Source organism: Mesorhizobium sp. RSR380A (assembly GCF_054719385.1).
This window is the reverse complement of record NZ_JBTTIB010000001.1, coordinates 2,245,551-2,258,079: the sequence shown is the minus strand read 5'-3', so window position 1 is coordinate 2,258,079 and position 12,529 is coordinate 2,245,551. Positions and strand designations below refer to the sequence as shown.

At 62.6% G+C, this 12,529-nt stretch carries 10 protein-coding genes; 4 read left to right on the top strand and 6 right to left on the bottom strand.

The window, feature by feature from the left end; all coding sequences use genetic code 11:
- Nucleotides 1-96 precede the first annotated feature (96 nt).
- Nucleotides 97-1,173 carry an extracellular solute-binding protein gene (locus tag ACYG9Z_RS10865; RefSeq protein WP_023670074.1) on the top strand — a complete coding sequence of 359 codons (1,077 nt, stop codon included), beginning with the start codon at nucleotides 97-99 and terminating at the stop codon, nucleotides 1,171-1,173.
- Nucleotides 1,170-2,465: a flavin monoamine oxidase family protein gene (locus ACYG9Z_RS10860; protein WP_023683950.1), complete on the top strand. Its 1,296-nt coding sequence runs from the start codon at nucleotides 1,170-1,172 to the stop codon at nucleotides 2,463-2,465. Before ACYG9Z_RS10865 ends, ACYG9Z_RS10860 begins: the two co-directional genes overlap by 4 nt.
- A gap of 40 nt (nucleotides 2,466-2,505) precedes the next feature.
- Here the strand turns inward: ACYG9Z_RS10860 and ACYG9Z_RS10855 are convergent, their stop codons facing one another.
- The 3 genes from ACYG9Z_RS10855 to ACYG9Z_RS10845 all read right to left on the bottom strand — a co-directional run bounded on the left by ACYG9Z_RS10855 (nucleotide 2,506) and on the right by ACYG9Z_RS10845 (nucleotide 5,409).
- Nucleotides 2,506-3,579 carry an ABC transporter ATP-binding protein gene (locus ACYG9Z_RS10855; protein ID WP_023683949.1) on the bottom strand — a complete coding sequence of 358 codons (1,074 nt, stop codon included), beginning with the start codon at nucleotides 3,577-3,579 and terminating at the stop codon, nucleotides 2,506-2,508.
- 91 nt (nucleotides 3,580-3,670) lie between these two features.
- Nucleotides 3,671-4,495 (bottom strand): ABC transporter permease, encoded by an 825-nt coding sequence (locus ACYG9Z_RS10850; protein WP_023693704.1) that lies wholly within the window; start codon nucleotides 4,493-4,495, stop codon nucleotides 3,671-3,673.
- Nucleotides 4,492-5,409, bottom strand: a complete 918-nt coding sequence (locus tag ACYG9Z_RS10845; RefSeq protein WP_023701363.1) for an ABC transporter permease — start codon at nucleotides 5,407-5,409, stop codon at nucleotides 4,492-4,494. The genes ACYG9Z_RS10850 and ACYG9Z_RS10845 overlap by 4 nt, the downstream gene beginning before the upstream one ends.
- A 292-nt stretch (nucleotides 5,410-5,701) precedes the next feature.
- Here ACYG9Z_RS10845 and ACYG9Z_RS10840 point away from each other — a divergent pair, with 292 nt between their 5' ends.
- Nucleotides 5,702-7,114: an aminotransferase gene (locus tag ACYG9Z_RS10840; protein WP_023751674.1), complete on the top strand. Its 1,413-nt coding sequence runs from the start codon at nucleotides 5,702-5,704 to the stop codon at nucleotides 7,112-7,114.
- 15 nt (nucleotides 7,115-7,129) lie between these two features.
- Here the strand turns inward: ACYG9Z_RS10840 and ACYG9Z_RS10835 are convergent, their stop codons facing one another.
- On the bottom strand, nucleotides 7,130-8,332 hold the full coding sequence (locus ACYG9Z_RS10835; protein WP_023751675.1) for an aromatic ring-hydroxylating oxygenase subunit alpha: 1,203 nt from the start codon (nucleotides 8,330-8,332) through the stop codon (nucleotides 7,130-7,132).
- Nucleotides 8,333-8,836: 504 nt separating this feature from the next.
- On the opposite strand from ACYG9Z_RS10835, the gene ACYG9Z_RS10830 reads away from it, so the two are divergent.
- Nucleotides 8,837-9,217 carry a hypothetical protein gene (locus ACYG9Z_RS10830; RefSeq protein WP_023751676.1) on the top strand — a complete coding sequence of 127 codons (381 nt, stop codon included), beginning with the start codon at nucleotides 8,837-8,839 and terminating at the stop codon, nucleotides 9,215-9,217.
- 235 nt (nucleotides 9,218-9,452) lie between these two features.
- Here ACYG9Z_RS10830 and ACYG9Z_RS10825 read toward each other — a convergent pair whose 3' ends face one another.
- Nucleotides 9,453-11,543, bottom strand: coding sequence for a hybrid sensor histidine kinase/response regulator (locus ACYG9Z_RS10825; protein WP_023751677.1), 2,091 nt, complete (start codon nucleotides 11,541-11,543; stop codon nucleotides 9,453-9,455).
- 222 nt (nucleotides 11,544-11,765) lie between these two features.
- Nucleotides 11,766-12,494, bottom strand: a complete 729-nt coding sequence (locus tag ACYG9Z_RS10820) for a response regulator (protein WP_023670064.1) — start codon at nucleotides 12,492-12,494, stop codon at nucleotides 11,766-11,768.
- Between the last annotated feature and the right edge of the window lie 35 nt (nucleotides 12,495-12,529).

Genomic DNA, 12,529 nt, shown 5'->3' with positions numbered 1-12,529 from the left:
GTCTGCCTGTCAGTGCGCCGGGCAGACGGTCTCGCCAAGGCCGCTGAAATTCCGTAACGTCGCCCGGCCGCTTTTCGCGATGAGGAGTTTCGCGCCATGAATTCCATGCTTCGCCGCCTCGCCCTTGCCGCTGCTCTTACAGTCGGCGCCGGCGCCGTGCTTGCTTATGCCGAAGGCGGCGGCGACCTCGTCGTGTTCGACTGGTCAGGCTATGAAGATCCGTTGCTGCACCCCGACTACACCGCCAAATACGGCGCCGAGCCGACCTTTGCTTTCTTCGGCGACGAGGAGGAAGCGTTCCAGAAGATGCGCGCCGGCTTCAAGGCCGACATCGCCCACCCCTGCTCGCAAAGCGTGACCAAGTGGCGCGCGGCCGGCATTCTGCAACCGCTCGACACCTCCCGGATCGCCGGCTGGAAGGATCTCAATCCCGGCATCATGGCGATGAAGGATCTCGCCGTCACCGCCGACGGCAAGGCCTGGTTCATGCCGTTCGACTGGGGCAACACTTCGCTGCTCTACCGCACCGACAAGGTCACGGCGGAGGAAGCGCAGTCGCTGAAGATTTTCGCCGATCCCAAATTCAAGGGCCGCGTCACCATCGGCGACAATGTCGATGACGCCTATGCGCTGGCCAGCCTGGTCATCGGCCTCAAGGACTGGACCAAGATGACCGACGCGCAGTTCCAGGAGGCGTCCGCCTTCCTGCGTGACGTCCACAAGAACATCCGCTTTTACTGGACCGACGACACCGACCTCAACCAGGCCTTTACCGGCAATGAGGTCGACCTCGTCTGGGGCTGGAATGAGACCTTCGTGACGCTCAAGGGCCAAGGCATGCCGATCGCCATGAACCGCGACACCAGGGAAGGCATATCCACCTGGGTGTGCGGCTATGTGCTGATGAAGGACGCGCCGGGCAAGCTCGATCAGGCCTATGATTTCCTCAGTGCGGTCAACGCGCATGCCGTGTCCGATTACTTGGTCAAGACCTTCGGCTACGGCCACGGCAACAGCGCCGGGATGGCCGCGATCGACCATCAGGTGCTGAGCGACCGTGGCTTCGACAATCTCGACAAGTTCTTGGACAAGACGCTGTTCCAGCAGCCGGTGCCGCCTGAGCTCAAGCAGCGCATGGTCACGGAATTCGAGAAGATCAAGGCCGGCTATTGAGCGACAGGACTGAAAGAACCGATGTCGTCATCGTCGGCGCCGGTTTCACCGGCCTGTCGGCTGCGCTTGAGCTGAGAAAGGCCGGCATCAATGTCGTGCTGCTCGAGGCACGCGACCGCGTCGGCGGCAGGGTCGAGGCTATTCGCAACGGGCTTGGCGAGCGCATCGACAGCGGCGGCCAGTTTTTCTGCGAAGACATGCCGGAGGTGACGGCGCTGGCCGCGTCCCGTGGCAAGGCCTTCGTCGAAACCTATGTGAATGGCGATTTCATCACCCATCCATCGCTGTCGGTCGAAGAGGCCGAACGGACCTATCATGGCGCGATGGCAATCCGCGAGCGGATGAATGCGATCGAGCCGGACGATCCCTCGATCGCCGGCATGAGCGCTGCCGCCTGGCTCGAACGCCAGCATGATCCCACTGACGCCAAGACGGCTTTCCGCTCGATGATCGAAGGCCTGTGGTGCTTGGCGATGCACAAGGTGCCGCTGTGGTACCTCATCGACAATGACCGCCGCATCACCAACGAGGTGCCGGAGCTGCAGTATTCGCTGCTCGAAACCATGCAGTCGCTGGCCGACGACATGGCGGGAGATCTCGGCGACAGGGTTTGGCTGAACGAACCGGTTACGCGCATCGAGCACGGGCCGCAACGGGTTCGTGCCGTCTCGGCGAGCAACTCCATCGAAGCGCGAAAAGTGCTGGTCGCGCTGCCGCCGGCGACGGCCGCGAAGCTGGATTTCGCGCCCGCTCTGCCGCCGGCTCTCGCAAAGGCGCTCGGCGTCTGGGAAAGCGGTGCGGTGATCAAGATCCTGGTGCGCTATCCCACGCCGTTCTGGCGCGAGCGCGACCTGTGCGGCATGGTGATGTGGCGCGACCTGCCGGGCCTGTTCGCCTGTGACGCCAGCAAGGATGCGCAACATGCCGCGCTGGTCGTCTTCGTCGGCGGACCACTGGCGTTGCGTTGGCGTCCGCTCGCGGACGCGGCGCTGCGTGCGGAGGTCACGGCAAGGCTCGTTGATGCCCTTGGCCCGGAGGCGGCCGATATTATCGATTTCAGCCAGCGCGACTGGATCGATGACCGCTGGAGCGGCGGCGCCTACAGCGACCTTATTGTCGATGTGACGGCAAGGGATGCCGAGCGCACGATCCGTGCCGGCGCAGATCCTGTTCATTTCGCATCGTCGGAACTGTCGCCGTCATTCCCGGGTTATGTCGAAGGCGCCATCGTGATGGGGCGGATCGCAGCCAAACAGATCGCGACGGAACTTAAAATTCTTAGTGGAGCATGATCTTATTCCGAAAACCGGTTTCCACTTTTCGGGATCATGCTCAGTCCGCCATCGCCACCAAGGCCTCCGGATCGTAGCCGAGGCGGATCGAAGTGCCGACGGGGATATCGTCGGCGCCGAAGTCGTTGGTCTCGGTGACCGACAGTGGCTTTTCCAATCCGGGTATCTCGACGATGAGATGGGTGATCTCGCCAAAATAGTGGCGTTCGACCACCTTGCCGGCCACTTCGAATTTCGCCGTCGCATTGTCCCACAGCACGCGCAATCGCTCCGGCCTGATGCCCAGAGTGGCGCCGCCGCCATTGCGCATGAAGGCCTTCGGCTTGTCGGTCCTGACGCGGCCGAAGCCCAGCGTGTCGACGACCAGCGAGGCGGCATTCTCCTCTATAATCTGCGCTTTTACGAAATTCATGCCGCCGAGGAAATCGGCGACCTGGCGGTTGACCGGCCGCTGGTAGATTTCCTTGGGCGAGGCGACCTGGGCGATCTTGCCGCGGAACATTACGGCGATGCGGTCGGACATAGCGAGCGCCTCATACTGGTCATGGGTGACCAGCACGAAGGTGATGCCGACCGCCTGCTGCAGGCGGCGCAGTTCGACCTGCATCTGCTCGCGCAATTTCTTGTCGAGAGCCGACAGCGGCTCGTCGAGCAGCAGCACCTTGGGCCGCATCACCAAGGCGCGGGCGAGCGCCACGCGCTGGCGCTGGCCGCCGGAAAGCTCGGTGGCGAGGCGTTTGCCGAGGCCGGTGAGCGACACCTGCGCCAGCCCTTCCTCGACGCGGCGCTTTTCTTCCGTTCCTCCCAGCCTGAGCCGTTTCAGCCCATAGGCGACATTCTGCTCGACATTGAGATGCGGGAAGATGGCATAACTCTGGAATACCATGTTGGTCGGCCGGCGGTTGGCGGGGATGCCTTCCATCGACTGGCCGCCGACCGAGATCGAGCCGCTGGTCGGGTTGTCGAAACCGGCAATCATGCGCAGCAGCGTAGTCTTGCCGCAGCCGGAAGGGCCGAGCAGCGAAAAGAATTCGCCCTCCTTGATGGTCAGCGAGGCGTCGTCGAGCGCCTTGAACGCCCCATAGCTGCGGGTAACGCTGCGGATTTCGATCATTGCTCGGTCGGTTTGGGGTCGATCAGATTGGGCCCGCTCGGACTTATCTTGCTTGGATGGTTCATCCTGAGGCCGTTCGGCCCGGGACTGCTCAGGCATAGAGGCCTCCCTCGCTCTGGGTGCGTCTGGCCGCATGGCGGCGCAGGATCTCGGCAACGGTCATCAAAACGAAAGAGGCAACCAGCAGCAGCGTGCCCAGCGCCAACACACCCGGCAGCTTGGCGGCAAAGCGCAACTGGCCCCAGATATAGATCGGCAGCGTCGTCTCGGTGCCGGTCAGGAAGAAAGCGATGACGAACTCGTCGAGCGAGATGGTGAAGCAGACCAGGAGGCTGGAAATGATCGCCGGCGCCACCATCGGCAGCGTCACCCGCCGGAAGGTGCCGAAGGCACTCTCGCCGAGATCGGCGGAGGCTTCTTCGAGGCTGCGGTCGAAGCCCTCGAAACCGGCGGTCAGCACCGTCATCGAATAGGGAATGCAGATCAGGACATGGCCGAGTACGACGGTGAACAGCGAAAGGCTCAAGCCCAGTTGCAGCATGACCAGCAGCATGGAGATGGCGAGGATGATTTCCGGCAGCACCAGCGGCGCCATGATCAGGCCATTGATTGTGCGGCGGCCGGGATAGCGGTAGCGGGTGATCGAGCGGGCGGCGAGGATGCCGAGCAGCGTCGCCAGCACCGATGCCGAGATACCGACGATCAGGCTGTTCCAGGCGGCGTCAAGCAGCGCCGGCGTCTTCGGCAGGTCTTGGTACCATTTCAGCGTATAGCCGGTGAGAGGAAATTTTGGCGTCGGCGCGGTGTTGATCGAGAAGATCGGCAGGAAGATCACCGGCAGATAGAGAAAGACGACGTAGAGGAGGGCGTAGGCGGACAGCCAGCCGCCGGGGAAAAGGCGCCGCCTCGCTGTCATCGCGCCAGCCTCTGCAGCGCGCGGATGATGAGCACGGTGGCGCCCGCCATCAGCGTCACGACCAGCATGGTGGTCACGGACAGTGCCGCGCCGAGTGGCCAGTTGGAGGCCTTATGGAACTGCGACTCGATGGCATTGGCGATCATCACGCCATCCTTGCCGCCGACCAGCCTTGGGGTGACGTAGTCGCCGACGGTGGGGATCATGACGATGAGAGCGGCCGAGATGACGCCCGGCGCCGACAGCGGCAGCGTCACGCGCAGGAAGGAGCGCAGCGGGCCGTCGCCAAGATCGGTGGCAGCCTCGACCAAGGTGCGGTCGACCTTCTCGAGCGAAACGAAGATCGGCAGGATGGCGAAGGCCGCCCAGGCGTGTGTGAGCGTGATGATGACCGCGCTGGAATTGTAGAGTAGCGCGGTCGATGGTTCGTCGATGATGCCGAGGCCCATCAGGCCGGAATTCAGCACGCCATTATAGCCGAGGATGACTTTCCATGACATCACGCGCAGGAGATAGCTGGTCCAGAACGGGATGGTGATCAGGAACAGCCACAGGCTCTTGTGGCGGCCGCCATGGAACGAAATGAAATAGGCGATCGGATAGGCGAGGATGACGGTGAAAAAGCTCACCGTCAGCGAAATGTAGAGCGAGCGCCAGAGCAGATCGCGGTAGATCGGCTCGGTCAGCGCGATGCGATAATTCTCCAGCGTGAATGTATGGTCGATGGTGAGGTAGTTCTGCGTCCAGAAGGAGTGGGCGAAGACCACCAGGATCGGCACGAGCAGCAGGATCAAAGCGTAGACCAAGGTCGGGCTGATCAGGGCAAGGCCCTGGACGGACTCGGACTGCAGAAGGGCGTTTCGCCTTGCTCGCGTCATGCGCCGCGTGGGCACCCCTTCGGCAGCTACCGTCATTGCAGCGACCCGGGCGTGATCTCGGTTGCTGGCTCGAACTGTTCCGCCATGATGCTCCCATCGACCGGGCCGGCTGCCTGTTCCCAATTTTTGCGGAGCGCGCTTTGCTGGTTGCGCTCCAAGCTTGCCGGCTTTCTTTCATCATGAGCGCATCCGTGCATTGAAATCAAGCGCTATTTCTGTAATATTGATTGAACGGACATTCAAAATGAAGTGAAGAAAGCCGGCTTTCCTGCCCTTGGCGCTTCGCTTTCTGTCCGGTGAAATTACGCTCAGACGATGCGAGGCAATGATGGCGGCTGCAAGAGACCTAAGAGCGATGGAAATGGCTGACGGTGGCGATGCGGTCGAGCTGGCCAAGCGCCATCTCATCCAGCCCTGGCCTTATGCCGGCTCGGTCGGCAATGAAGCGCGTGCGCTGATTGGCGAGGGCGATGGCATCTACATCACCGATGTAACAGGCAAGCGACTGATCGACGGGCCGGCCGGCATGTGGTGCATCAATGTCGGCCACCGCCGCGAGGAGCTGGCCAGGGTGATGTACGACCAGGCGATGATGCTGTCCTACAACACGCCCTGGTATACGATGAATGCGCCGTCGGCCGAGCTCGCCAAGCGCCTCGCCGATCATGCGCCGGGCGGTCTCAGCCATACCTTCTTCACCACCGGCGGATCGTCGGCTGTCGAGACGGCGCTGCGCTTCATGCAGTTCTACAACAATGTGCGCGGGCGGCCGGAAAAGAAGCTGATCCTCAGCCGCGGCGGCGCCTATCACGGCTCGACCTATCTGTCGGCCTCGCTCAACGGCCGGCCGCGCGACCGCGACTGGATGGACGGCGCCGACGATCTGGTCGTCAAACTGTCCTCGCCAGACCCGTTCCGGCGGCCGAAAGGCATTGACATCGCCGCCTTCTGCGATTTCCTGGTCGATCAGTTTCGCGATGCGGTCGCCCGCGTCGGCGCAGAGAAGATCGGTGCTTTCGTCGGCGAACCGGTGCAGGCATCCGGCGGCGTCGTCGTGCCGCCGGATGGCTATCTCAAGCGCATTCGCGAAATCTGCAGGGACAACGATATCCTCTATATCTCCGATGAGGTGGTGACCGGCTTCGGGCGGCTCGGCCATGTCTTTGCCTCCGGCGACGTGTTCGGCATCGACCCCGACATGATCACCTTCGCCAAGGGCGTCACATCAGGCTATTTCCCGCTTGGCGGCGTCATCATCTCGGAGCGGCTGCTTCAGGAAATGCGCCGTTCCAACCATCCCGATGCGATGTTCGGCCATGGCCTGACCTATACCAGTCATCCCATCGGCTGCGCGGTGGCGCTGAAGAACCTCGATATCCTGGAAGACAGCGTGCTTGCCCACACGCGCGATGTCGCGCCCTATTTCCAGGCGCAGTTGAAGACGCTGGAGGAGCTGCCGCTGGTTGGCGAAGTCCGCGGCATGGGCCTGATGGGCTGCGTCGAGTGCGTAGCCGACCGCGAAAGCAAGGATCCGCTGCAGCTCGACAAGGATGTCGGCAAGCGCATCGACGCGCATTGCCACGAACTCGGCCTCCTGGTCCGGCCGCTGATCAACATGTGCGTGATGTCGCCGCCGCTGATCATCACGCGAGAGCAGATCGACGACATGGTGGCGATCCTGCGCGAAGGCATTTCGCGGACCATGGATGATCTGCGCAAAGAGGGCGTGTGGCAGGGGTGACTGGCAGTTCCGCCCCTACACCTGCGAGCGCATAGCCTCATTGAGGTTCCACATGTCCTTCTCCTCCGGCGCCGTCTCCAGGCCCAGCACCGGGATCTGCTTACGCAGATGGTCGTGGTGGGTGCGCACACCGTATTCGAGGTCGGAGAGATAAAAACCCTCGAAGGCCTCCGAGATCATGGACTCGTTCGACCACACGGAAAGCTGCACGTCCTCGTTCATGGTGTCCCGGTCGATGCGGTAGGCGAGATAGCGGGCGGCCGCCTGTTCCCGGGTCTCGTCGGGGTAGCGGTAGATGGCGCCGCGCAGCAGCGTCTCGCCGGTCGACAGCGGGAACTCCTGATAGAACTGCACCGATTCCGGCATGATCGACAGCGCGTTGTTGGGGAAGATGCCGTAATAGATCCAGGCCCTGCGCAGATGCTCCGGCAGGTGTGAGGCATCGGGCGTGAGCTTGATGTATTCGCGCACGCTCCAGCGCCGGCCGGCATGCGGACTGTAGGTGGCGAAGGAGCGCGACACGCCGTTGATGAACGGCTCGTCGAAATAGGTCGAGCCGTAGAGATCCTGCAGCGCCGGATGCGCCATGGCGACGTGGTAGCCTTCATTGTCGACGTCGCGCACCGACTTCCAGTTGACCGGCGTCTTCTGTGTCCAGATGCCCCAGGACGGCACCATCTCGGCCACGTTGTAGTGTGCCATCTCGGCCTCGATCGGCTTCAACAGTTCGGCCACCGAAGGCTGCGGGCCGCCCTTGCGAAAGCGGACAAAGATGAAGCCCATCCATATCTCAAGGTCGAGCGGCATCAGGCCGAATTCGGTCTTGTCGAGCTCGGGGAAGGAGCGCGGCCGGGCGGCGCCGCGCAGCGTGCCGTCGAGATTGTAGACCCAGCCATGGAACGGGCAGACCAGCGCGTTCTTGCAGGTGCCCTGGCTGTCGGCGACGACGCGGCTGCCGCGATGCCGGCACATGTTGTTGAAGGCGCGCACGACGCCGTCCTTGCCGCGCACGATGAGCGCCCGCTCGCCGACCACGTCCATAGTCAGATAGTCGCCGGCATTCGGCACGTCGCAGACATGGCCGGCGATCTGCCAATGGTTGCGGAAGACGTATTCCTTCTCAAGTTCGAGAAGCGCGTCGGAGTGATAACTCCAGCCCGGCAGACCCCGCCGGTCCCAATCATTGGGGATCGCCACGTCACGGAGATGCGGGTTCATAAAAAAGCTCTTCTTTTATTGAATACTCATTCAATAAAACCATATTTTACATTGAAATGCAATGGTTTGTAGAAATCTCAACTTTTCAAGTCGGCACAACAGGACCAGCTGAAAGCCAGAAAATCCCGGAATATCCGGGCGTTAACCGGGGGGCGTGAAATAGTTGTCCGGCATGCGGATTTGGCCGTGCCGAGCTTCAAAACACGGCCCGCTCCGAGACGAAAATACCTGGCGTCCGCAAATTCGATCCGCAGTGTGAGCTTGTTCATAGTGCGGCCGACAGGAAGCGGGCTTGGTGCGTTCGCGGCCCGCCTGTCGTCAACATTTGATTGCCCGCATGAAACAGCTTCGCAAACGCATCTTGCCGTCGGCACATGACCGGATCTGTCCGGATATGCCCGAATTTCTTGTTTCAAACCTGTTACGCGGGCAAGCCAAGCGCATCATTCGCCCGTTACCAGGCGCGCTTAGGTTCGTTTCATAATAAAACGAAGGGGAGCAGCAATGCATACGAAAGTCGAGATCACTAGCAACGAACGACGCGCCAAACCGGCACTGCGTCAGCGCGCCAGCGACCATCCGGTTGCGATGTTCTCCATGCTGGGCGCCTGCGCTCTGGCCGTCATGTTCCTGACCCCGGCTTCCGGTCCGGCCTTCGCTTCGCTCAACCCGCCGGCCAATGTCGTCCAGGGCGCGCCGACCACCATCAAGACCGCCCGGCTGCCGGAGCCGGAAATCGATTTTGCCTGCCAGGGCCAAGCCTGGGGCGCCGAGAGCGCGGAGTGCCTGCGCGTCATCGCCGCCCAGTCCGGCGTGCACAAGGCGCGTGCCGTCCGCATGATCGCCAACGCAGCGCCGCTGACCACGACACCCAACGTTTTCTGAACCTCCCGAGCGCTTCCTCCCGCGCTCGTTCTTGGCTCCCGCCGCTTCCCTCGGTCGGGAGCCTCTTTTTTAGGGCCTATCGACATTCGGGTGAGGCCGGCCTGCGCATGGAGGTTCCCTGCGCTTCCGGTGCTCGCGTACTTCAAGTACGCTCCGCTCCGGTTCTCGGGAACCACCATTCTCGACTCCGCCTGACCCGAATCTCGATAGACCCTACATGGGTGCTTCGGAAAACTTAGCCGGCGGCGGCGACCTGGTCGGCTATTGCCGAGAGTACGCCGCGGACGTCCAGCGTCGAGAACGGCTTTTCCAGGATTTGCGGGCGCTGCGGCGCCGGCAAGGCTTCGATCTCGGCCTTGGCGCCGATCAGGTCGCCGGTGACCAGCACGAAGCGTTTGGCGAGCGCCAGGTTGTCGGCGAGCAATTCGCGGTAGATGGCAATGCCGCTGGTGCCGGGCATGCGCAAGTCGGAAAAGACGATGTCTGGCGGCATGTGGCCGGTCAAGGTCGCCGCCGCCGACGTCCAGGCCGGCACAACCCGCGACTTGATACCCATCAGTTCCAGGATGTCGGAGAGGGAGCCGGCGACGTCGGGTTCGTCGTCGATGATCAGCGCATGGCGCAAGCCGCTGGAACGAGCCGGGCTGTCGCCGGCTGCTGCCGCGCCGCCGGTGATTACCGGCAGCTGGACGACGAAGCGCGCGCCGCGCGGCGGCACCTCCTCGAACCAGATATTGCCGTTGTGGCGCTCGACGATCGATTTCGAGATCGACAGGCCGATGCCGGTGCCGACGCCGACCGGCTTGGTGGTGAAATAGGATTCGAAGATGCGGCTGCGGATCGCCTCGGGAATGCCCGGTCCGTTGTCCTCGACCGAAAACCCGGGGTTGCCGCGATCGCTGCGGAATGTCCGCACCTTGATCAGGCGGTCGCCGCCGATACCGGCCAGAGCGTGTTGGCTGTTGATCAGGAAATTGGCGGCCACCTGCGTGACGTGGTCGGCATCGGCCATCGCCAGCAGCGGGCCGGGCGCGAAATCGGTGTCGATGATGATGCCGCTCGAGCGTGCGCCATAGGCGGTCACTTCGAGTGCGGCGCGGATCACCTGGTTGAGATCGGTCTCGGCCTGCGCCGCCGGATGCAGGCGCACCATCGACAGGAAGCTTTTGACGATGCGGCCGCAGCGCTCGGCAGCGGCGCGCACTTTCTCGGCGCGAACCTTGGTCTGCGGGTCGGTGGCGAATTCATGCAGCAGCGTCGACTGAGCAACGACCACGGCGAGCGGGTTGTTGAGCTCGTGCGAAACACCGGCCAGCAACGAACCCATTGCCGCCATCTTCTCGTTCTGGTGCAGTTTTTCGCGCTGGCGGTTGATCTCTTCTTCGGCGCGCAGCTTATCGCGCAGGTCGCGGATCGAACCGAAGATGAGCTGACGGTCGGCCACCCGCATCTCGGTCGCCGTCAATTCGATGGGAAACACCTCGCCGGCCGCATTCTGTGTCACGGTCTCAAGCCGCTGGCCAACCATCGGCGCGCCGCGGCCAGACATGTATTCGGCGCCCGAGACATAGCCCTTGCGGTAATATTCCGGCACCACGGTATCGAGCAGGTCCTTGCCGAGGATGTCGCTGCGCTGATAGCCGAACATCTTTTCGGCGGCCGGATTGAATTCGATGATCGAGCCGGTCTCGTCGATGACGATGATGGCGTCGAGCGACGCCTGCAGCATGGTGCGGCGGATGACTTCGCTGGCATGGGCGTCGGACGGCGAGTGCTCGATGGCGTCGCCGATGGCGAGCGCGATGATGTGCATCGTCGCCTCTTCCTCTTCGGTCCATTCGCGCTCGTTTAGGCAGTCATTGACCGCGAACGTGCCCCACAGATGACCGTGCGCGAACACCGATACCGACAGGAACGACTTGATGTGCTGCTTTTCGAAATCGGCCCTGAGGAACCCGTCGAGATCGCGCGTATGGCCGGCGAAGATCTTGCCTTGCCGCTCGTCCTCTCCAATCCGCTCCAGCAGCGGATCGGTATCGACGATCGACTGCATGATCACCGTCGGCGAAGCCAGTTCGCCGCCGAAGCGAGGATCGATCCAGTAGGCGGCGACCGATTGGGCGAAGCCCTGGCCGGGCAATTCGCGCAGCCTGAACAGGATGCCGCGCTGGCAATTCATGGCGCTGCAGAGCGTTTCGAGGATGGTTTCCATCTCGCGCTGCCAGTCGCCGGCATCGCGCAACCGGCGGACGACGCGCACAGCCGCCATCGCGGCGCTCTGGCGAGCGCCTTGCGGGTCCATACGTGGTGCTGGTTCAGCGGTCATGTCAGCCATCAGTAAAGGGCCGTCGAATTAGGCAGCTATGGAGCATTTCACGAAAAAGGTGAAACGCTCCATGTTTCAATGCAATCCCGAACGGAAATCGCTACGCACTGTTCCTGGAATTGCTAGAGCGTTTCACCGTTTCACGGAAACGGAGAAGCCTCTATCTCTTTGTTTTTACGCAATTCCGGGCGGAAAACCGCGTACACTTTTCCTGTAATTGCTCTAGTGCCCGTCACCGGTCGGCAGCGAGAAGATATAGCCTTCGCCGCGCACTGTGCGCAAAAATTTCGGATTGGCCGGATCGGTTTCGATCTTCTTGCGCAGCCGCATGATGCGAATGTCGACGGCGCGCGACGATTCAGGATCCTCAACAAAACCAATCGCCTCGGAGATCGCCGATCGCGTCAACAGCCGGTTGGCGCGGGTCAGGAAAACCTCCAGCACATCGAACTCGCTCTTGGCCATGTCGATGACGGCGCCGTTGGCGCCGGTGACAAGCCTGCCGTCGAGGTCGGCCTGGAACGGGCCGAAGGTCAGGCGGCGGCCGCCATCGGCTTGTGTCTTCGCCGCCTGGGGCGGGCTCGGCTGCGGAACGCGGCGCAGCACGCTGCGCACACGAGCCAGCACCTCACGCAACTCGTAGGGCTTGACGATGTAGTCGTCGGCGCCAAGCTCCAGCCCGACAATGCGGTCGAGTGCGGTGCCGGCAGCCGTGGCATAGATGATGCCGACCGGTATTTTCGAGCGCAGCCAGCGGCCGAGCGACAGTCCGTCCTCGCCCGGCATGGCGATGTCGAGAATGGCCAAATGAAACGATTCCGTCTCCAGCAAGGCGCGCGCCTCGGCCGCGCTTCCGGCCTGGGTCACATCGTAGCCGTTGGCGCCGAGATACTCGGCTACCGCGTCCCGGAGATCGGGCTCGTCCTCGACGATGACAATCCGTGCCCGCACTATGGCCTCGCTCCCGCTTTCAGCGGAAAGTAGAT